Genomic DNA, 19008 nt, shown 5'->3' on the forward strand with positions numbered 1-19008 from the left:
ACCATGGAACTCCTCGCCAATCTGGCGCTCGGCTTTTCGACGGCCACATCGCTGGCAAATCTCGGTTTCTGCCTGATCGGCGTCCTTCTCGGCACGCTGATCGGCGTCCTGCCCGGCATCGGCGCCACAGCGACCATCGCCATGCTCTTGCCGATCACCTTCCAGATCGGCGACCCGGTTTCCTCCCTCATCATGCTCGCCGGCATCTATTACGGCGCGCAATATGGCGGCTCGACCACCGCCATTCTCATCAACATGCCCGGCGAATCCTCGTCAGCCGTCACCGCAATCGACGGCTACCAGATGGCAAGGAACGGCCGCGCCGGTGCGGCTCTGGCGATCGCGGCGATAGGCTCGTTCTTTGCCGGCACCGTATCAACCTTCCTCGTCGCCATCTTTGCCCCGCCGCTGACGGCCATTGCGTTGGAATTCGGCGCTGCCGAATATTTCTCGCTGATGATCGTCGGCCTCGTCTCCTCCGTGGCGCTCGCCCACGGCTCGATCGTCAAGGCATTGGCGATGGTCGTGCTCGGCCTGCTGCTCGGCATTGTCGGTACCGACATCTATACCGGCACGCCGCGCTTCACGCTCGGCATCCGCGAATATGCCGACGGACTGAATTTCGTCGCGGTGGCGGTCGGCGTCTTCGGCGTCGCCGAGATATTGCGCAACCTCGAAAACGAGCATGAGCGCTCCGTGCTGATCCGCAAGGTCTCCGGCCTTATGCCGACCCGCGAGGACTTTCGGCGCATGGCAGCACCCATCGTGCGCGGGACGATCATCGGTTCGGCGCTCGGCATCCTGCCGGGAGGCGGCGCTATCCTGGCGGCCTTTGCCTCCTACACGGTCGAAAAGCGCGTATCGAAAAACCCGGGGGAATTCGGCAAGGGCGCCATCGAAGGTGTCGCCGGACCGGAATCGGCCAACAATGCCGGCGCGCAGACCTCCTTCATCCCGATGCTGACGCTCGGCATTCCGGCCAACCCGGTCATGGCGCTGATGATCGGCGCGATGATCATCCAGGGCATCGTGCCCGGCCCCAATGTCGCGACCGAACAGCCGGCGCTGTTTTGGGGCATTATCGCCTCGATGTGGATCGGCAATCTGATGCTGATCGTCTTGAACCTGCCGCTGATCGGGCTTTGGGTGAAGCTGCTGACGATCCCCTATTACGTGCTTTTCCCGATCATCATGGCGTTCTGCTCGATCGGCGTTTACAGCGTCAACACCAATGTCTACGACCTCTATGCCGTCGCCTTCTTCGGCTTCCTCGGCTATCTCCTGACCAAGCTGCGCTGCGAACCCGCGCCGCTGCTGCTCGGCTTCGTGCTCGGCCCGCTGCTCGAGGAGAACCTGCGCCGAGCCATGATTCTCTCACGCGGCGACCCGAGCACCTTCGCGACGAGACCGATCAGCGCCGGCCTGCTCCTCGTCGCGCTCGTCGTGCTCGTCATCGTCTTCCTGCCCGCGGTCAAGAAGAAGCGCGAAGAGGTGTTCGTGGAAGAGAATTAGGTTATTGAATCCGGTGGATTTGACGTTTCATGCCATCAAAATAGCAGGAACTTCAATTCACCACACCAGCACCGCCAAGCACGGGATACGATCCGCCGCGCCTTTCACATTGACCACCGCCCTCGGCCGCCCTCTCCCGTCGCGATCGAAGCTCCTGTCGCGACGGCCGGAACGATGCTTCTGGTCGCCGAAATGGCTCACGCGGCCGTGCGTTGCAACCTGTCGTGCCACTCGGCGGAAATGCGCCTGTCATAGTCGTCCGCCAGGGCGCGCAAGGCGGCGGCGCCGTCGCCGGTGAAGGAAGGTCCGTGCATGAGCGCCATCGTGCGCGGCGCGAGCCCGGCGAGGCTGCGGATCGTTGCACCCATGCAGGGGTTGAGGGCGGAATACTTGAAAATATCCTCTGCGGCCGCTGCCGGTCCGACGATGTCGCCATCCGTCAGCGAGCGATCATTGCCGAGCTGAGTGAAGAGGTCGCCGCACAGCAGTGTGCCGGTCGACTCTTCGTACATGACGCCCGCGTCCCAGCCATGCGGTGTATGCGGCGTGTCGATGAAGCGGACGCGCTTGCCGGCGCCGAGTTCGATCACTTCGCCGTCCTGCAGCATACGGGGAGCACGGTCCGCGAAGTCGTTGAGCGACACGTAGACGCCGGTCTGTCCGTGCGCGGCCGTCGCCTGCGGCGCGACTGCGAGCCACTCGTTCATCGCGCCGCATTCATCGGCCTCGAAATGGCCAAATGCAATCCAGCGCAGCCGCTCGGGCGGGATAATGCGGCTCAGGGCCTCACGGTTGAGCGGGAACATCTTGCGCAGGCCGGTGTGGAACATCAGCGGCTCGTCGCCCAGCACGAGAAACTGGTTGAAGGTGAAGCCGGCGGGCGGCGCAATGTCGGGCACATAGGTTGAAAGGCGATACATGCCGTCGGCGATTTCGCTGATCTTTGTTTCCATTCCATTCTCCTCGAGTGCGGTTCGACGTTCCCTTCTCGCCAGCTGCGGCCGGGGGTGGACTTCGACGAATTTCGAAGTACATATGTGTGTAGTGAAAATTGGCAATTTTGTCAACAATGGATGCACATACATGTGCAGTGGAATTTCATGACGCGGAAATATACACTCAATCGCCGAGCCGAGCAGTTGGCGGAAACCCGTCGCCGCATCGTCGAAGCCGCGGTCGACCTGCACACGAGCGTCGGCCCGGCGCTCACGAGCCTCAGCATGATCGCGGAGCGCGCCGGCGTTCAGCGCCACACGCTCTATGCGCATTTTCCCGACGAACGCAGCCTCTTCCTCGCCTGTTCGGGGCTGGCCATGGAGCGCGACCCGCTGCCGAATGCCGAGCCATGGCGCGCGATTGGCGACAGACGCGAGCGCCTGCGCACCGGATTGCGGGCGATCTATGCCTGGTTCGAGCGCAATGCCGCACATGCCGCCTGCGTGCTGCGCGACGCCGAACATCACGTGCTTACAAAGGAGGTTGCCGAGATGCGGTTCGGGCCGTATCTCGCGGCCTATCAACAAGTTCTCGGCGACGGGCTGAGTGCCAGGCAGCGCCCGGTAATGCGATTGGCGCTGAGCTTCTACACATGGCGCACGCTGGTGCGCGATGGCGGCCTGGAAACGGGCGATGCAGTGGAGGCGATGGTCCGGGCCGTGGATTGCGCGCAGTGACGGCTGGGAGCAACCGTTCAATAGGCCCTGAGCCTAGTCCGACTCTACCGCCTCAGCCGTCCCGAGCGGCGCGATCTCGACCAGCGGCGCCGGTACGTCGGTCGTCTTCTCCTCGGCCTTGCAGATATCGGCGATGACACAGGCCGGACAGTCCGGCTTGCGCGCCTTGCAGATATAGCGGCCATGCAGGATCAGCCAGTGATGCGCGTGGTGCATATATTCGTCCGGAATGATCCGCAGGAGTCCTTGCTCGACCTGTTCCGGCGTCTTGCCGGGCGCGAGACCAAGCCGGTTGCCGATGCGGAAAATGTGTGTGTCGACCGCCATCGTATGCTGGCCGAAGGCCATGTTGAGCACGACATTGGCGGTCTTGCGCCCGACGCCCGGCAGCTGGACCAGCCGATCGCGATCATCCGGCACCTCGCCGCCATGGTCGCGGATCAGCGCTTCCGATAACGCGATGACGTTCTTGGCCTTGTTGCGCCAGAGCCCGATCGTTCTGATATAATCGCCGAGCTTGGCCTCGCCCAGCGCCAGCATCTTCTGCGGCGTGTCGGCCACTTTGAACAGCGCCCGCGTCGCCTTGTTGACGCCGGCATCGGTCGCCTGCGCCGAAAGCACCACCGCCACCAGAAGCGTGAAGGCGTTGACATGTTCGAGCTCGCCTTTCGGCTCGGGCCGCTGCACCGAAAACCGCCGGAAAATCTCGTGCACTTCAGCCGGGCTGTAGAGCGAATAAGATCGCACCGGCCTCGGCCGTGGCTTGGCGTTCGAGCCGTCGCGCCGGCCCGGCGGCAATTCATTTTTGGGTGTGGAGGATTTTTTGGACTTGGGACTCGTCATTCCCTTCCTATAATATCCCGCCATGAGCGACACAAACGCCTCTTTCCAGGCCGACGAGCCCTTCTTCCACGCCTTGCTGACACCACACCGCTCGCTCGGCAAGACTGGCTTTGCGATCCTGATGGGCGCGCTGCTGTTCGGCTGGCTGGTCACCGGCGCGTTTTTCCTGTCGCGCGGCGCCTGGCCGGTGTTCGGCTTCTTTGGGCTGGATGTGATCGCCATCTACATCGCCTTCCGCGCCAATTACCGCGCCGCCCGTGCCCGCGAGGAAGTGTCGGTCTCGCGCACCAGCCTCGACATCCGCAAGACCGCGCCCTCCGGCAAATCGGAAGCGCATCGCTTCAACCCGTTCTGGGCGCGTTTTTCGATTGCCCGCCACGCCGAGATCGGCATCACCAGGATGGCGGTGGAGGCGCAGGGACAGAACGTGCCGATCGGCGGCTTCCTCAACCCCGACGATCGTGAGAGCTTTGCCACTGCCTTTTCAAGGGCGCTGGCGACTGCGAAGGCGCGCTAATGCATGTCGCCCAAAAGTGTGCAGTGGTTTTGGGGCTACGACATGCACAAAAACAAAGACTTCAAAATTGAAACCGCATTAGCCTGCCGACCCTTCGAAGAGCCGGAATGCGGCTCCAGAGGCGAAAGATCAGCCCGGCGAACCAACTCACGCGGGCGGCGTGTTCGGGCTTGTAGGCCATGGTCTCCTCCACCAGCCGCAGGCCGGGCACTGCTTGCTCCAACGCGCGCGGATCGTTGATGGCCCAGTGGAGTTCGGCTCCGGTGGCACGGAACGCCGGGTTGAGACGCACCAGTTTCAGACCCAGATCGCTGTAGGCGTCGCAGACAAGTTCGCCGCTGGCCAGATGCGACACGAGCCGCGAAAACAGTCTTGGCCCCTCGTCGACCGCAAGATAAGGGGTAAGGCCCTCCGCCACGACCATGGCCGGACGATCGCCAGGCACTTCGTCGAGCCATCCCGGCTCGGTGACTGACGAAGCGACCAGGTGGTAATGGTCGCGCAGCGGATAGAGTTTGCGCCGGAGCTCGATCACCTCGGGATAGTCGACATCGAACCACTCCACGCCTGGCGGCGGATCGATGCGGAATACCCGCGTGTCGAGCCCGCAGCCGAGATGCAGCACGACGGCGTCTGGGTTCTTCGCCAGAAAGGCCGATGTCCAGTCGTCCAGTGTCTTCGCCCTGATCGCCAGACTGACGCCGAGATTGTCGTCGATCTTGAGCCTGGAGAAATCATAGTCGATCCGGCGAACCGCCTCGTCCGCGAAATGGTCCTTCAGCAGCGAGTTGGGAAGCCGGCTTTCCAGCGCCTTGCCATAGACGGTGATCAGCAGCGTCTCCTTCTCCTTGGTAAGATGCACCTTCTCGCCAGCCATCATTGTCTCCTCGGATCGAAGCCAGTCCTATCTGGGTATATGCGGCAGGAAGGCAAGTTTCGGGTGGTGGCAAAGGGCGGGAAGGACGATATTCGCGGTCAAGGAGATATTGCCATGAACGCCCAGATGACCATGAATGCACAGATGAAGCCGTCAGCCATCCTTCAGAACGACATCACGCCCGAGGGCGACGACTATGAAGTCGTCCGGCGCGCCATCGAGAAGATCAGCCTCGACTATCGCGACCAGCCCTCGCTGGAAGCCCTGGCCGCCGACGTCGGCGAGACACCGACCGGCCTGCAGAAACTGTTCACCCGCTGGGCCGGCCTGTCGCCCAAGGCCTTTCTGCAGGCGGTCACGCTCGACCATGCCCGCAAGCTGCTCGATTCCGGCATGCCGCTGCTCGAGACGTCCTTCGAGGTTGGCATGTCAGGCCCCGGCCGGCTGCACGATCTCTTCGTCACCCATGAGGCGATGTCGCCGGGCGACTACAAGACGCGCGGCGCCGGACTGACCATTCGCTACGGCTACCACATCTCGCCCTTCGGCATCGCACTGATCATGGTCACCGATCGCGGCCTTGCCGGCCTCGCCTTCAACGATGCCGGCGGCGAGCGCGCCGCCTTCGCCGACATGTCCGGCCGCTGGCCGAACGCGACCTATGTCGAGGACATGGCCGCCACCGCGCCCTATGCCGCGCGCATCTTCGATCCGGCGCTGTGGCGCGCTGACCAGCCGCTGCGCGTCGTCATGATCGGCACCGATTTCCAGCTGCGCGTCTGGGAAGCCCTGCTGCGCATCCCGATGGGCAAGGCCTGCACCTATTCCTCGATCGCCGCCCGCATCGGCGCGCCGAGCGCCAGCCGGGCGGTGGGTGCGGCTGTCGGTGCCAATCCGATGTCCTTCGTGGTGCCGTGCCACCGGGCTCTCGGCAAGTCCGGCGCGCTCACCGGCTACCACTGGGGCCTGACCCGCAAACGCGCCATCCTTGGCTGGGAAGCGGGACAGGTCGGCTCTTGAAGAACCGCCCTAGAACCAGGGCCTGACATCAAACCGCGCGGGATCGTCTCGCGCGGTCTGGCAAGCGGCGGCCTTACAGGATAGCTTCCCGCGCATTCAGCAGGAGGCTTTTCTTGATCATCGTTATCGGCTCAATCAATCTCGACCTTATCGCCAATGTCGACCGTTTGCCCGCACCCGGCGAGACGGTGCGCGGCTCCGGTTTCGCCACCGCGCCCGGCGGCAAGGGCGCCAACCAGGCGCTGGCCGCCGCGCGAGCCGGCGCCAAGGTGCGCATGGTCGGCGCCGTCGGCAGGGACAATTTCGCCACTGAGGCGCTGGCGCTGCTCAGGGATGGCAAGATCGACCTGTCCGGTGTCGGCGAAACCTTTGCCTCGACCGGCATAGCCGTGATCATGGTCGGCGACGACGGCGAGAACGTCATCGCCGTCGTGCCGGGCGCCAACGATTCAGTTGTCCCGGGCGATCTGTCCAAGGCCTTCGTCAAAAAGGGCGATGTCGTGCTCCTGCAGCAGGAGATCCCGCTGCAGACCGTCGATGCAGCACTTGAGGTAGCGCGGGCAGCCGGCGCCATCACCGTGCTCAACACGGCACCGTTCCGCGGCGAGGCCGCCCCTTTCCTCGGCAAGGCTGACTACGTCGTCGCCAACGAAACCGAATTCGACCTTTACGGCGAAGTGCTGTCGTTGAATGGCCGCGACCGTCCGGCACGGATGCGCGACTATGCCGGTAAAACCGGCCGCACCATTGTCGTCACGCTTGGCGGCGACGGCGTGCTGGCCGCGACTTCAGAGGATTTCCTGACGGTTCCAGCGCTGAAGATCACCCCGGTCGACACGGTCGGTGCGGGCGACACGTTCTGCGGCTATTTCGCCGCCGGCCTCTCGTCGGGCCTGCCGCTCGAACAGGCGCTCGCCCGCGCCGCCATTGCCGGCTCGCTCGCCTGCTTGAAACCCGGCGCCCAGCCGGCGATCCCGCTGGCCGGGGATGTCGATGCCGCCTCGCGGAAATCAGCATGACAAGCAACCGCCCTACCACGAAACACGCCGTGCCGGCTGCCGGCGATATCTGCCGCCAGTCGGCGATAGACCTTGCCGAAGCGATCAGGCAGCGCCGCCTGTCGGTGCGCGAGGTGGTGACGGCATTCCTCGACCGGATCGAAGCGGTCAACCCGCTGGTCAACGCCATCGTCTCGCTGCGCGATCGTACCGACATCGTGCGCGAGGTCGACGCGGCGGACGCCCATCTGGCGCGAGGCGGAGATGCCGGATCGCTGTTTGGCCTGCCGATCGCGATCAAGGACCTTGCCCTGACCAAGGGCCTCAGAACCACCTTCGGCTCGCCGATCTTCGCCGATTTCGTGCCTGAGGAGGACGACTTCTTCGTCGAGCGCGTCCGCAAGGCCGGCGCCATCATCATCGGCAAGACCAATGTTCCCGAATTCGGGCTTGGCTCCAACACTTACAACAGCGTCTTCGGGCCGACGCTCAACGCCTTCGATCCGGCCTTGACCGCCGGCGGTTCGAGCGGTGGCGCGGCTGTAGCGCTGGCGCTCGACATGCTTCCCGTCGCCGACGGCAGCGACTTTGGCGGCTCGTTGCGCAACCCGGCCGCCTACAACAACGTCTATGGCTTCCGCCCGTCGCAGGGACTTGTCCCGGCCGGGCCGGACCTTGATGTCTTCCACGCGCAGATGGGCGTGGAAGGACCGATGGGCCGCAACGTGCGCGACATGGCGCTGCTGCTCGACGAGCAGGCCGGCTACCATCCGCGCGCACCGCTCTCGCATCATAAGCAGGGCTCTTTCCTGACGGGACTGCAAACACCGGTGGCTGGCGGCCGCATCGCCTGGCTCGGCGATCTCGGCGGCCATCTGCCGGTTGAGGCAGGCATTCTGCCGCTTTGCGAGACCGCTCTCGGCCGCTTCGCCGAAGTTTCCTTTCAGTCTGAGGCGCTGCTGCCGGATATCAACTTCGAAGCACTTTGGCAGGCTTTTGTGACGCTGCGCCAGGCAAGCAGCGGCTGCGCGCTCAAGGCGCATTATGATGATCCCGTCAAACGCCGGCTTCTGAAGCCGGAAGCGGTGTGGGAAGTGGAGAACGCAATGCGCCTCACGGCGCCGCAGGTCCACGCCGCCACGGTAAGGCGCTCGTCCTGGCATAAAACGCTGCTGTCGCTGTTCGAGCGTTTCGACCTCATTGCCCTGCCGACCGCACAGGTCTTCCCGTTCGAGGTCGCCACCCACTGGCCAAGCCAGGTGGCGGGACGCGCCATGGACAGCTATCACCGCTGGATGCAGGTTTCCGCCTTCGCCACGCTTGGCGGCTGTCCGGCGATCAGCGTGCCCGTCGGCTTCGACGCCAAGGGGAGGCCAATGGGCATGCAACTAATCGGGCGTCCGCGTGGCGATATGGCCGTGCTGAAAGCAGCGGCGGCCTATGAAACCATGCTGCCCTGGCAGGCCGGAGCCTCCTGAAGTCAATTCCGCTTCGTCGGCAATCTGTCGCGCCGGCTTGCACCGGCTTCGCCGCCATGCATTGATCTGGTCAGCCGCGTCGTACAGCGGCATTCTGTCGAGGAAAACCCATGTCGCTGGAACTCTACATCACCTATGTCGTCGCTTGCATTGTCATCATTCTGGTGCCCGGACCGACGGTGACGCTGATCATCGCCAACAGCATCCGCCATGGCTCGCGCGCCGGCCTTGCCAATGTCGCCGGCACGCAGGCCGGCCTTGCGATCATGATCGCCATTGTCGGCATCGGCCTGACCTCGCTGATCGCGGGCATGGGTCACTGGTTTGAATGGGTCAGGCTCATCGGCGCGGCCTACCTGATCTGGATGGGCGTGCAGATGTTCCGCTCCAAGGGGACGCTGAATGCCGACGGATCGGCGAAAAAACCGCGCGGCGGCTTCTTCCTACAGGGCTTGCTGGTGGCGCTGAGCAACCCCAAGACGCTGGTGTTCTTCGGCGCCTTCTTCCCCCAGTTCATTGCGCCGCAAGGCAACTACACGCTGCAGATCGTGGTCATGGGCCTCACCGCCATGATCTTCGCCGCCGTATCGGATTCGACCTATGCGCTCGCCGCCGGCCGCGCCGGGCGTCTGCTCTCGGCCAGCCGCATCAAGCTCATGTCCAGGATCAGCGGCAGCTTCCTGGTCGGCGGCGGTCTTTGGCTGGCGTTTTCCAAGGCGAAGTAACGGCGGCAACCTGAAGCCGGCGGGCGAACAAGAAGGCTGATTGAAACTCGGCCTTCTTGCCACCAAATGAATCGATGCTTGGGGATTCATGTCTGTGTTCTGGACTTATGCGGATATAAAAAGGAACGCGTTTGGCGTGATCCTGGTCGGCGCTTTGTTCGCGGTGATGGTTCCCTCGGCTCTGAACAAATGGGCGGATGACGCAAGCCCGGTCCGGTCGGTTGAAGCGATCGACGCAGCGATCAAAAGTGTTCAGTGGGGCAAAGGACACGGCACTGTTTATGTACTTTTTCTCGAAAACGGTTCACCGGTTCTCATCGACGACGATCGTCCGCACCTGATCGGCTCGCGCGTCAGCATTGAACGCGTCACGCGCGACAGCGGCTCCGTCTCTTACCGTTTCGCCGATTGAGCCACATGGCAAAAGCGCGGTTCGCCCTCACCTTAATGCTCCTGCGGGAAAATCTCCGGGGCATCATTGTCACCAGCCTTGTTGTAGGCGGCTGCCTCCTTGCAATCGGCGCAATGATTGCAAGGCAGAGCAGTCCCATCGTCAACCTGGAGCCGATGACCGGGACAGTCGCCACCGTCCTCAACGCATCTCCGTCACCTGATACCGGGATCACCAGCGGATTCCGTTATTTGTACGGAATCCATCTCGACGAAAATGGCCCGTTGGTATTCGTCTATGACGATGCGCCACGCGCCATCGGCTCACAAGTCTCGATCGAGCGACAGCATCGCCAGAACGACACCGAAACCTACCGTCTCCTGCGCGAGTGAGGAGCGGCCCTAAAGCCGCCCCAGCCTTTCCACCAGCAGCGCGAAAAACGCATCATGGTCGATGTCGCGCATCACCATGGCGTTCTTCGGCCGCTTGGTCACGCGCCACCAGTCGATGACGGTCATGCCCATGGTGAGTTCGGACGCCGTCTCCACGGCAACGTTGCATTTGCGGCCCTTGAACAGCTCCGGCTTCAACAGATAGGCGATGACGCAAGGGTCGTGCAGCGGCCCGCCATCGGTGCCGTACTTTTCCTCATCGAAGCGCTCGAAGAATTCCAGCATCTCCGACGTGGCGATCCCGACTCTGGTGCCGAGCTTACGGAAGGCCTTGGTGCGTGTGGCGGTGGTCAGCGCCTTGTGGGTGACGTCGAGCGGCATCATGACGATCGGAATACCGGATTTGAGCACGACATCGGCGGCTTGCGGGTCGACATAGATGTTGAATTCGGCGGTCGGCGTGACATTTCCGCCCTCGAAGAAGCCGCCGCCCATCAGCACGATCTCCTTGATGCGCGGCGCAATCTTGGGCTCGCGAATCAGCGCCAGCGCGACGTTGGTGAGCGGCCCGAGCGCGCAGAGCGTGATCGCGCCGCTGTCTTCCTTCATCAGCGTCTCGACGATGAAATCGACCGCATACTGGTCCTGCAGCTTCATCTTTGGCTCGGGCAAGTCAGGCCCGTTGAGGCCGGTCTTGCCATGCACTTCCTCGGCGGTGACCAGTTCGCGCACCAGCGGCCGGATGGCGCCGGAATAGACCTTGATGTCGGGCCTGCCGGCCAGTTCGCAGATCTTGCGGGCATTCTTTTCGGTAAGCTTCAGCGGCACGTTGCCAGCGACGGCGGTGATGCCGACGATTTCCAGTTCGGGGCTGCCGAGCGCCAGCAATATGGCGACGGCATCATCCTGGCCGGGATCCGTGTCGATGATGATCTTGCGGGATTGGGGCATTTCAATTCCTTGTCTGGGGAGTCTTTTTGGGCGGGGTCTATGGTGGCTTGAACTTGATGGCGGGGCGGACCATATCAAGACCATCGGGAAAAATGCCATCCGGGTTTTTCCGCTTTATGTCGCTCTCAAGAGGACACTGTAACATGAGCCGAATGACGCCCTTCTCAAGCCCGCTTCTCCTGGGTTTCGACGCTATGGAAAAGACCCTGGAGCGTCTGGCGAAGTCGGGCGACAGCTACCCTCCATACAATATCGAGCGCCTCAGCGGCGCCGACGGCAAGACCGAAAGGTTGCGTATCACCCTCGCCGTCGCCGGTTTCGCCGAAAGCGATCTCGATGTCACCACGGAGGAAAACCAGCTGGTCGTGCGCGGCCGTCAGAACGACGAAACCGAGCGCGAATTCCTTCATCGCGGCATCGCCGCTCGCCAGTTCCAGCGCTGTTTCGTGCTGGCCGACGGTATGCGGGTGATCGCGGCGGAGCTGAAGAACGGGCTTTTGGCGATCGATCTCGATCGGCCCGAGTCCGAACGGCTGGTACGGAAAATAAACATTTCGGTGAAAGACTGATCTTTACCGATGGCTCTCATGCGAGGCGGCCTTGAGCGGCGCCCTCGCGCCAAGGAGGCTTGAAATGACCAGAACTGACGAAAATCTCACCATGACCAATGGCGAATTCGCCCATCTCGGCGAAGGCTCGGTCGCCTATCTCAGGAAAGTGTCGAGCGACGATTTGCGCGGCCGCTTCCCGGGCCTCGGCGAAATCGCGCCCGGCTTGGAACTGTGGGCGCTGTTTGCCGCCAACGGCCAGCCGATCCTGCTTTCCGATGCCCGCGAACGGGCGCTGGCGGGCGCCATGGAAAACGACCTGACCACCGTCGCCATTCACTAGAGCGTGATCCCGAAAAGTTGCAGACTTTTCGGACAAGATCAAGCAAGGCGATCGGGTTGGAAACGGACGGGGCCGCCCGCGGCGGCCCTCAACAGGTTTTTAACCAAAACAACTAGCCATCAAGCAGAACATCAGGCTGCGTGCGAGGCCTGCGTGTCCGACAACAGCGCATGGATTGCGACGGCGTCGCGCGTGCCCCTGATCTTGGCCACCGTGTCGGCATCGCGCAGCACCCGCGCAATGCGCGATAGCGCCTTGAGGTGATCGGCGCCGGCGCCTTCAGGCGCGAGCAGCAGAAACACCAGATCGACAGGCTGGTCGTCCAGCGCCTCGAAATCGACCGGCGTCTCCAGCCGTGCGAAGACGCCTGCGATCCGCTTCACTCCGGCCAGCTTGCCGTGTGGAATGGCGATGCCATTGCCGACGCCGGTCGAGCCCAGCCGCTCGCGCTGCAGGATGGTGTCGAATACCTCGCGCTCCGCAATGCCGGAAATCGCCGCCGCTCTTTCCGACAATAACTGCAGAAGCTGCTTCTTGGAGTTCGCCTTCAACGCCGGCATGATCGCCGGAACGCTGATAAGATCGCTCAGATCCATGCTTGAAAATCCCTTGTTCGCCTGCCGCCGCCAGTCCTCGCCCCCTCGCGCGGCCGGCTTCTTATCCCTGTGCGACCCTGGTCGTCATCCCTGGGCGACCTTAGTCGTAGATGGGTCGATCCAGCCGATATTCCCGTCCGGCCGGCGATAGACGATGTTGAGATGCTCGTTGCCGGCATTGCGGAAGACGAAAACCGGGCTCTCCTTGGTGTCGAGCTCGATGACGGCCGACGCCACCGACATCGTTTGCAGGGTCATGGTCGATTCGGCGACGATGGCCGGCGCAAAATTCTCCGGAATATCCTCATCGTCGTCGGCAAGCGGCGCCATCACCGTATAGGCGATATCGGTGAGCTCGCCGTTGGAACCGCCTGAATTGTGCGATTTCAGGCGCCGCTTATAGCGCCTGAGGCGGGTTTCGAGCCGATCCGCCGCGGCCTCGAAAGCCAGCGTCGGATCCTGCGCATCGCCGGTCGCCTGCAGCGAAGCGCCGGAATCCAGCCGAATCATGCAGTCGGCCGAATAGCGCGATCCCGATTTGATGACCGTGACATGTCCCGAAAAGCCGCGGTCGAAATATTTGCCGATCGCCTCGCCGACACGGTCGTTGATGCGCGTACGGAACGCATCGCCGATATCCATGTGTTTTCCCGATACGCGCAGTTTCATCTGAAAACTGACCTTCCTTGCTCAGGCTTCAAACTGTCCCGAGTTTATACTCGTGGTCTGTGCGCACAAGCTTTGCGGCGTCACTTGGCGCCGATTTTAAATCCGAACTTTCCGGTTGATCACAAGCCGCCTTCTTGGCCGTCCCGTGGCCTACGTCGTGACGGACCATTCGCTTGCGGGCATCAAGCCCGCCTCATGCGGGCGGGCTTCTAGCCACTTCATTGCAGCTTGTCAATGAAGCGCGAAGACTGTGGAAATCCGACGCCTGTGGGAAGTCGAATTAGCGCCCGGCACTGGCCAGCGCGCGTTTTTCGCGCCGCCGCTGCACCGATGAGGGAATGTTCATGCCTTCCCGGTACTTGGCGACCGTGCGCCTGGCGATATCGACGCCGCTTTCCCGCAACATGTCAACAATTGCATCGTCGGAAAGCACATCGACGGGCTTTTCCTCGTCGATCAGCTGCTTGATGCGATCGCGCACCGCTTCCGACGAATGCGCATCGCCGCCGCCCGACGACGCGATCGAGGCGGTGAAGAAATAGCGCAGTTCGAACACACCACGCGGCGTTAGCATGTATTTGTTCGCCGTGACCCGACTGACGGTCGATTCGTGCATGCCGATGGCATCGGCCACCGTGCGCAGGTTGAGCGGCTTCAGATGACGCACGCCATGCACGAGGAAGGCGTCCTGCTGGCGCACGATCTCGGAGGCGACCTTGAGGATGGTCTTTGCCCGTTGGTCGAGGCTCCGCGTCAGCCAATTGGCGTTTTGCAGGCACTCGGCCAGGAAATCCTTTTCCGTCTGGTTTTTGGCATGCGGCGAAACCTGCGCGAAATAGATATGGTCGACCAGCACGCGCGGCAGCGTCTCGGCATTGAGCTCGACCGTCCAGCTCCCATCATTGGCCGCCCGCACCTCGACATCGGCGACGATTGCGTCGCTGGCGCCGCTCGAAAACGCCATCCCCGGGCGCGGATCGAGCGCCCGGATCTCGGCCAACATGTCGAGCAGATCCTCCTCGTCGACCCCGCAGATTCGCTTCAGCGTCTGGAAATCGCGCCGCGCCAAGAGTTCGAGATTGGCGATCAAGGCCTTCATCGCGGGATCGAGCCGATCGCGAACGGCAAGCTGCAGCGCCAGGCACTCGGCGAGGTCGCGAGCAAAGATGCCGGCCGGTTCAAAGGCCTGGCAGACCGCCAGCACCTTCGCCACCACTGCTTCGTTCGTGCCGAGGCGGGCGGCGATCTCAGCCATGTCGGCGCGCATGTAGCCTGCCTCGTCGAGGCCATCGGCAAGTTCACCAGCGATCAGGCGTGCCGCCGGATTGGCGAAGGCCAGCGCGACCTGTTCGCCGACGTGATCGCGCAACGTGATCGCGGCGGCAGCCATGTCCGCCGCGTCGAAGCCTTCGGACGACGACGCGCTGGAACCGTTGCCGGACGCCGATTTCCACTGCGCTGTCAGGTCGGGACCGAGCCGTTCGCTCGTGCCGGGATCGTCGGGGAACAGATTTTCCAGCGAGGTATCGAGCTTTTCCGAGATCGCCTCGGCGCTCCATGCCGTCTCAGCCTCGAACCAGTCACCGTTGGCGGCCTCGCCCGGCGTGGCGTCGATCTTCTGCGCCTGGTCGCTCGCGGCATCATTCTGTGGCTCAGCCCGTTCGAGCAAGGGGTTGCGCTCGATCTCGTCGTCGATGAAGCGCTCGAGCTCGACATGGGTGAACTGCAGCAACCGGATCGACTGCATGAGCTGCGGCGTCATCACCAACGACTGGGACTGTCGTAGTTGTAATTTTGCCGCCAACGCCATGGTTCGGTCTCAAACGCTCCGTCTACGCATCCGGACTCTACTTGCGCGAACTGCCGGAAAAAGAATTTTCGCTAGCATGCATGAAACTGGCCCGGCTTTTGCTTGTCAAGGCGACGACGAGCAAAACCGGCTCAGACGAGCGTTATCTCCGAGAAAACTGAACAAACTGACCGCTGGTTACCCGAAAAGTCACACTGACAGAGGATTTCGCGCTCAGAGCGTGAATCCCTCGCCGAGATAAAGCCTGCGCACATCCGGATTTGCGACCACTTCGTCGGCCCGGCCATGGGTCAGCACCTGGCCGGCATGGATGATGTAGGCGCGGTCGATCAGGCCGAGCGTTTCGCGGACATTGTGATCGGTGATGAGCACGCCGATGCCCCGCGCCGTCAGATGACGCACAAGCTGCTGGATATCGGCAACGGCGATCGGATCGATACCGGCGAAAGGCTCGTCGAGCAGCATATAGGCGGGACGTGTCGCCAGGGCGCGCGCGATCTCGAGGCGCCGCCGCTCGCCGCCCGACAGCGACAGCGACGGGGCCTTGCGCAGATGGCTGATATGAAACTCCTCGAGCAGTTCATCGAGGCTGCGCTCGCGCTCCTTGCGGCTCTTTTCGACCACTTCGAGCACGGCACGGATATTTTGTTCCACGCTCAAGCCGCGAAAGATCGACGCTTCCTGCGGCAGATAGCCGATGCCAAGGCGAGCACGCCGATACATCGGCATCGAAGTAACGTCGAAGCCATCGATCTCGATCGTGCCTTCGTCGACCGGCACCAGGCCGGTGACCATGTAGAAGCAGGTCGTCTTGCCGGCGCCGTTGGGGCCGAGCAGTCCGACCGCCTCGCCGGCACGCACGCCTATCGTCACACCGCTGACCACCGTGCGGCCCTTGTAGCTCTTGGTCAGGCCCTTGGCGATCAAGGTTCCCTTGAACTTTGCCGTATCGACAGTGACCGTGGCCGGGGCCGCGAGTTTGCTGGCGGCGCGTCCTGGTAGACGCGCCATCAGCGATGACAGGCCGGCCATCAGTTCTTCGCCGCTCCCGATTTCGCCGGCGGCGTGATCGACATCATGACGCGCCCGCCGCAGGCATCGACCTGGGCCAGGCCACTCTTCATCTGTACGGTGAGCTTGCAGCCGACCAGCACATTGTCGCCCTGCGAAAGCACGACCTTGCTGCCTGAAAGCACCAGCACCTCGCTCTTCATGTCGAACGTGCCGCGATCGCCGGTGGCGACCTGGTCATCCGATTTGATATAGACTTTGTTGTCGACTTCCAGATGGTCGATGTTGGCCGATCCGGTCATCGCGGCGCCGGCGGCCGCCGCGCCCTTGGCGGCAGCGTCCTTCGCGGCGCCGGCGTCCTTGACGTAATAGACCGTCATCTTGCCGGCCTTGAGCACGGTCGGACCCTGGACAACGCTTACATTGCCCGTGAACACGGCGACGCTGTCCGCCTGGCGGACCTCGAGCTTGTCGCTTTCGATTTGGATGGGCTTGTCGCCGGACAATTTGAGGCCCGACAATTGGCTGGTGGCCTTGGACTGCGCCAGCGATGGCGTCGCTCCCAGGACCAGTGCCAGGATCGGCAATGCCGAAGCCGCGGCCACGAACCGTGCCGAACTAGTGAGCCGCATTGGTTTCTCCGCTCTCTGCCTCTGCCGCCTTCAAGCTGGCGGAATCGATGTTGACACGCACCTTGTTCTCGAAAACCACGATCTTGCCATTGTCCTGGATCGACATCGAATCCGCGATGATTCGCGACCCGCCACGGCTGACATCGACGGGGTCGTTCGTCTTCATAGTGCCTTTGCCCATGTCGAGAAAGACCGATTTGAACTTTGCCTCCAAGCCGTCGGTGGTGGTTATGGTGACATCGCTGGTCAGGTTCATCGTGTTGCCGTCGCGATCATAGGTGCCGTGCGAGGCATTGATGGCTGCCACATTGTCGGACGAGACCGGCAGTTTGGCGTTGATACCTTCCAGATCGATGATGCCTTGCTTGCCCACATCCTGTATGGCGCGCAAGGCCGTCATTGAATAGGGCAGCTTCTCTTTGGTGAACCCGTTGAGCTTGGGATTGGCCATCACCAGCTTGCCATTGGTAAAGGCGCTGCCGTCGGCCTGGACTTTAAACGACACAGGTGCCGCGAGATAGGAATAGACCGGGAAAGCGACCGCGATCACCGTCGCGATCAGCGGCACCGCCAGCTTCAAGACACGCACGCGGCGCGAATGGCGCTGGGCGACGTCGAAGGCGTCGCCCCGCGTTGGGCCTACGGCAGGGGGTGCCAACTCCGCCTCGGTGTTGGTAGGTTCGATCGGTCTGGCTAACATGACTGTTTCTTCTAAACCCCTGCCCGCAAGCACCCTATAGGTGGGATGCCAACGCCCTCAAGCAAGCACAAGCCGACGAAAACCGCAAAAATGTGACGGTTTTGCTATGCGAACGAAAATGGACCCGGCACAACTTGCACGTCATACCAGATACGGACGCAATGCGTTAGAGCCTGGGCAGGCGCTGATACCTTATGACATCCCGGCTTGCGAATGTCGAAGGCTCTGTCTTTGACGCAGGCGCTTCAGAAACGCGTCAGGAAACGGTAGCCGGGCGCGGATGGTTGCTTTAAAAGCATCTCTTCCCACCGACGACGAGGCTGACCATGGCACTGAGAGCCGACGACCTGATCGACCGCCGCCGCTTGCGCCGCAAGCTGACATTCTGGCGCGTTGGAGCACTTGTTGTCGCGGCAGCCGGGTTGATTGCCCTTTCGACCTGGATCTACGGCGACGACTTCACCGGCACGGCGGTCGACCATATCGCCAAGGTCAAGATCGAGGGTACCATCACCGAGGACGAGGAGTTGATCAAGCGACTGGAGACCATTCGCCAGTCCTCGAAGGTGAAAGCTGTGATCCTGTCGATCGATTCGCCGGGCGGCACCACCGTCGGCGGTGAATCGATCTACGAGGAAGTGCGCAAGCTGGCCGCCGACAAGCCTGTGGTGGCGCAGGTCGGCACGCTCGCCGCGTCGGCGGGCTACATGATCGCAACTGCGACCGATCATATTGTCGCGCGTCAATCCTCGATCGTCGGCTCCATCGGCGTGCTGATCCAGTACCCTGACGTCAGCGGTCTCATGGACAAGCTCGGTATCAAGCTGGAGGAGGTGAAATCCTCGCCATTGAAGGCCTCGCCCTCGCCCTTCAAGCCGACCAATGATGACGAACGCGCCATGGTCCGCAAACTCATTCTCGACAGCTATGACTGGTTCGTCGGCATCGTCGCCGAACGCCGCAAGATGACCCATGAGCAAGCTCTGGCACTCGCCGACGGGTCGATTTTCACCGGCCGGCAGGCTGTGACCAACAAATTGATCGACGCGGTCGGCGGCGAAACCGAGGCGATCGACTGGCTCGCAACCAAGGGCGTCGATGCCAAGCTCAAGGTGGTCGAGTGGAAGAATACCGAAGCGCGCGGCGGCTTCCTGTTCTCCAAGGCGATGGCGAAAACCATCGGCAGCGCACTCGGCCTGCCTGACTATGGCGGCGACGTCATTCACGAAATCGGAGCGGACCGCTTGTTTCTTGACGGTCTCGTTTCCGTCTGGCACCCTTGAGGAGCCGTTTGGGACGAGTGAAAAAAGCAAATAAAATCA

General features: G+C 62.5%; 22 protein-coding genes. 12 read left to right on the forward strand and 10 right to left on the reverse strand.

Going from position 1 to position 19008, the window contains the following annotated elements; translation table 11 throughout:
* The first annotated feature begins 3 nt into the window (after window positions 1-3).
* Window positions 4-1512, forward strand: coding sequence for a tripartite tricarboxylate transporter permease (locus OHD62_RS12235; RefSeq protein ID WP_263782945.1), 1509 nt, complete (start codon window positions 4-6; stop codon window positions 1510-1512).
* 197 nt (window positions 1513-1709) lie between these two features.
* On the opposite strand, the gene OHD62_RS12240 is transcribed toward OHD62_RS12235, so the two are convergent.
* Window positions 1710-2465 carry an MBL fold metallo-hydrolase gene (locus OHD62_RS12240; protein ID WP_263782946.1) on the reverse strand — a complete coding sequence of 252 codons (756 nt, stop codon included), beginning with the start codon at window positions 2463-2465 and terminating at the stop codon, window positions 1710-1712.
* A 54-nt stretch (window positions 2466-2519) separates the two neighbouring features.
* Between OHD62_RS12240 and OHD62_RS12245 the strand changes: the two genes are divergently transcribed.
* On the forward strand, window positions 2520-3185 hold the full coding sequence (locus OHD62_RS12245) for a TetR/AcrR family transcriptional regulator (RefSeq protein WP_263782947.1): 666 nt from the start codon (window positions 2520-2522) through the stop codon (window positions 3183-3185).
* Window positions 3186-3218: 33 nt separating this feature from the next.
* Here OHD62_RS12245 and nth read toward each other — a convergent pair whose 3' ends face one another.
* Entirely contained in the window at window positions 3219-4028 is an 810-nt protein-coding gene (gene nth, locus OHD62_RS12250; RefSeq protein WP_263782948.1) for an endonuclease III, read from the reverse strand.
* Window positions 4029-4050: 22 nt separating this feature from the next.
* Between nth and OHD62_RS12255 the strand changes: the two genes are divergently transcribed.
* Window positions 4051-4545: a DUF2244 domain-containing protein gene (locus OHD62_RS12255; RefSeq protein WP_263782949.1), complete on the forward strand. Its 495-nt coding sequence runs from the start codon at window positions 4051-4053 to the stop codon at window positions 4543-4545.
* A gap of 61 nt (window positions 4546-4606) precedes the next feature.
* Here OHD62_RS12255 and OHD62_RS12260 read toward each other — a convergent pair whose 3' ends face one another.
* Entirely contained in the window at window positions 4607-5422 is an 816-nt protein-coding gene (locus OHD62_RS12260) for a class I SAM-dependent methyltransferase (protein ID WP_263782950.1), read from the reverse strand.
* 132 nt (window positions 5423-5554) lie between these two features.
* Between OHD62_RS12260 and OHD62_RS12265 the strand changes: the two genes are divergently transcribed.
* From OHD62_RS12265 to OHD62_RS12290, 6 genes are all read left to right on the forward strand, one after another.
* On the forward strand, window positions 5555-6442 hold the full coding sequence (locus tag OHD62_RS12265; protein WP_263783867.1) for a methylated-DNA--[protein]-cysteine S-methyltransferase: 888 nt from the start codon (window positions 5555-5557) through the stop codon (window positions 6440-6442).
* A gap of 113 nt (window positions 6443-6555) precedes the next feature.
* Window positions 6556-7461, forward strand: a complete 906-nt coding sequence (locus OHD62_RS12270) for a ribokinase (protein WP_263782951.1) — start codon at window positions 6556-6558, stop codon at window positions 7459-7461.
* A complete protein-coding gene (locus tag OHD62_RS12275) occupies window positions 7458-8918 on the forward strand; it encodes an amidase (RefSeq protein WP_263782952.1) in 1461 nt (486 codons plus the stop codon). The genes OHD62_RS12270 and OHD62_RS12275 overlap by 4 nt, the downstream gene beginning before the upstream one ends.
* Window positions 8919-9028: 110 nt before the next feature.
* A complete protein-coding gene (locus OHD62_RS12280; RefSeq protein ID WP_263782953.1) occupies window positions 9029-9643 on the forward strand; it encodes a LysE family translocator in 615 nt (204 codons plus the stop codon).
* Window positions 9644-9731: 88 nt separating this feature from the next.
* Entirely contained in the window at window positions 9732-10055 is a 324-nt protein-coding gene (locus OHD62_RS12285; RefSeq protein WP_263782954.1) for a hypothetical protein, read from the forward strand.
* Window positions 10056-10060: 5 nt separating this feature from the next.
* On the forward strand, window positions 10061-10426 hold the full coding sequence (locus OHD62_RS12290; RefSeq protein ID WP_263782955.1) for a hypothetical protein: 366 nt from the start codon (window positions 10061-10063) through the stop codon (window positions 10424-10426).
* Window positions 10427-10435: 9 nt separating this feature from the next.
* Here OHD62_RS12290 and OHD62_RS12295 read toward each other — a convergent pair whose 3' ends face one another.
* On the reverse strand, window positions 10436-11377 hold the full coding sequence (locus OHD62_RS12295) for a nucleoside hydrolase (protein ID WP_263782956.1): 942 nt from the start codon (window positions 11375-11377) through the stop codon (window positions 10436-10438).
* 143 nt (window positions 11378-11520) lie between these two features.
* Here OHD62_RS12295 and OHD62_RS12300 point away from each other — a divergent pair, with 143 nt between their 5' ends.
* Together OHD62_RS12300 and OHD62_RS12305 are read left to right on the forward strand one after the other, a co-directional pair.
* A complete protein-coding gene (locus tag OHD62_RS12300) occupies window positions 11521-11946 on the forward strand; it encodes an Hsp20 family protein (RefSeq protein ID WP_263782957.1) in 426 nt (141 codons plus the stop codon).
* 64 nt (window positions 11947-12010) lie between these two features.
* Complete coding sequence (locus OHD62_RS12305; protein WP_263782958.1) at window positions 12011-12268, forward strand: DUF1150 family protein; 258 nt, start codon at window positions 12011-12013, stop codon at window positions 12266-12268.
* Window positions 12269-12399: 131 nt separating this feature from the next.
* On the opposite strand, the gene ptsN is transcribed toward OHD62_RS12305, so the two are convergent.
* The 6 genes from ptsN to lptC form a co-directional block, all read right to left on the reverse strand.
* Window positions 12400-12864: a PTS IIA-like nitrogen regulatory protein PtsN gene (gene ptsN, locus OHD62_RS12310; RefSeq protein ID WP_263782959.1), complete on the reverse strand. Its 465-nt coding sequence runs from the start codon at window positions 12862-12864 to the stop codon at window positions 12400-12402.
* An 84-nt stretch (window positions 12865-12948) separates the two neighbouring features.
* Window positions 12949-13533 (reverse strand): ribosome hibernation-promoting factor, HPF/YfiA family, encoded by a 585-nt coding sequence (gene hpf / locus OHD62_RS12315; protein WP_263782960.1) that lies wholly within the window; start codon window positions 13531-13533, stop codon window positions 12949-12951.
* Window positions 13534-13813: 280 nt separating this feature from the next.
* Window positions 13814-15343, reverse strand: a complete 1530-nt coding sequence (gene rpoN, locus OHD62_RS12320) for an RNA polymerase factor sigma-54 (protein WP_263782961.1) — start codon at window positions 15341-15343, stop codon at window positions 13814-13816.
* Window positions 15344-15556: 213 nt separating this feature from the next.
* The gene (gene lptB, locus OHD62_RS12325; protein ID WP_263782962.1) at window positions 15557-16375 is read right to left on the reverse strand and encodes an LPS export ABC transporter ATP-binding protein; all 819 of its coding nucleotides are present in this window, start codon (window positions 16373-16375) and stop codon (window positions 15557-15559) included.
* Window positions 16375-16986: an LptA/OstA family protein gene (locus tag OHD62_RS12330; protein WP_263782963.1), complete on the reverse strand. Its 612-nt coding sequence runs from the start codon at window positions 16984-16986 to the stop codon at window positions 16375-16377. The genes lptB and OHD62_RS12330 overlap by 1 nt, the downstream gene beginning before the upstream one ends.
* Window positions 16973-17686, reverse strand: a complete 714-nt coding sequence (lptC, locus tag OHD62_RS12335) for an LPS export ABC transporter periplasmic protein LptC (RefSeq protein ID WP_263782964.1) — start codon at window positions 17684-17686, stop codon at window positions 16973-16975. Before lptC ends, OHD62_RS12330 begins: the two co-directional genes overlap by 14 nt.
* Before the next feature lie 326 nt (window positions 17687-18012).
* Here lptC and sppA point away from each other — a divergent pair, with 326 nt between their 5' ends.
* Window positions 18013-18969, forward strand: a complete 957-nt coding sequence (gene sppA / locus OHD62_RS12340; RefSeq protein WP_263782965.1) for a signal peptide peptidase SppA — start codon at window positions 18013-18015, stop codon at window positions 18967-18969.
* The last annotated feature ends 39 nt before the right edge of the window (window positions 18970-19008 follow it).

Source organism: Mesorhizobium sp. YC-39 (genome assembly GCF_025753795.1).
Taxonomy (GTDB): domain Bacteria; phylum Pseudomonadota; class Alphaproteobacteria; order Rhizobiales; family Rhizobiaceae; genus Mesorhizobium.

Excerpts from the sequence above, each read along its gene's own strand:
- OHD62_RS12235 (WP_263782945.1), top strand. The coding sequence starts at position 4 with ATGGAACTCCTCGCCAATCTGGCGCTCGGCTTTTCGACGGCCACATCG.
- OHD62_RS12240 (WP_263782946.1), bottom strand. The coding sequence starts at position 2,465 with ATGGAAACAAAGATCAGCGAAATCGCCGACGGCATGTATCGCCTTTCA.
- nth (WP_263782948.1), bottom strand. The coding sequence starts at position 4,028 with ATGACGAGTCCCAAGTCCAAAAAATCCTCCACACCCAAAAATGAATTG.
- OHD62_RS12255 (WP_263782949.1), top strand. The coding sequence starts at position 4,051 with ATGAGCGACACAAACGCCTCTTTCCAGGCCGACGAGCCCTTCTTCCAC.
- OHD62_RS12260 (WP_263782950.1), bottom strand. The coding sequence starts at position 5,422 with ATGGCTGGCGAGAAGGTGCATCTTACCAAGGAGAAGGAGACGCTGCTG.
- OHD62_RS12265 (WP_263783867.1), top strand. The coding sequence starts at position 5,555 with ATGAATGCACAGATGAAGCCGTCAGCCATCCTTCAGAACGACATCACG.
- OHD62_RS12275 (WP_263782952.1), top strand. The coding sequence starts at position 7,458 with ATGACAAGCAACCGCCCTACCACGAAACACGCCGTGCCGGCTGCCGGC.
- OHD62_RS12280 (WP_263782953.1), top strand. The coding sequence starts at position 9,029 with ATGTCGCTGGAACTCTACATCACCTATGTCGTCGCTTGCATTGTCATC.
- OHD62_RS12285 (WP_263782954.1), top strand. The coding sequence starts at position 9,732 with ATGTCTGTGTTCTGGACTTATGCGGATATAAAAAGGAACGCGTTTGGC.
- OHD62_RS12290 (WP_263782955.1), top strand. The coding sequence starts at position 10,061 with ATGGCAAAAGCGCGGTTCGCCCTCACCTTAATGCTCCTGCGGGAAAAT.
- OHD62_RS12295 (WP_263782956.1), bottom strand. The coding sequence starts at position 11,377 with ATGCCCCAATCCCGCAAGATCATCATCGACACGGATCCCGGCCAGGAT.
- OHD62_RS12300 (WP_263782957.1), top strand. The coding sequence starts at position 11,521 with ATGAGCCGAATGACGCCCTTCTCAAGCCCGCTTCTCCTGGGTTTCGAC.
- OHD62_RS12305 (WP_263782958.1), top strand. The coding sequence starts at position 12,011 with ATGACCAGAACTGACGAAAATCTCACCATGACCAATGGCGAATTCGCC.
- ptsN (WP_263782959.1), bottom strand. The coding sequence starts at position 12,864 with ATGGATCTGAGCGATCTTATCAGCGTTCCGGCGATCATGCCGGCGTTG.
- hpf (WP_263782960.1), bottom strand. The coding sequence starts at position 13,533 with ATGAAACTGCGCGTATCGGGAAAACACATGGATATCGGCGATGCGTTC.
- rpoN (WP_263782961.1), bottom strand. The coding sequence starts at position 15,343 with ATGGCGTTGGCGGCAAAATTACAACTACGACAGTCCCAGTCGTTGGTG.
- lptB (WP_263782962.1), bottom strand. The coding sequence starts at position 16,375 with ATGGCCGGCCTGTCATCGCTGATGGCGCGTCTACCAGGACGCGCCGCC.
- OHD62_RS12330 (WP_263782963.1), bottom strand. The coding sequence starts at position 16,986 with ATGCGGCTCACTAGTTCGGCACGGTTCGTGGCCGCGGCTTCGGCATTG.
- lptC (WP_263782964.1), bottom strand. The coding sequence starts at position 17,686 with ATGTTAGCCAGACCGATCGAACCTACCAACACCGAGGCGGAGTTGGCA.
- sppA (WP_263782965.1), top strand. The coding sequence starts at position 18,013 with ATGGCACTGAGAGCCGACGACCTGATCGACCGCCGCCGCTTGCGCCGC.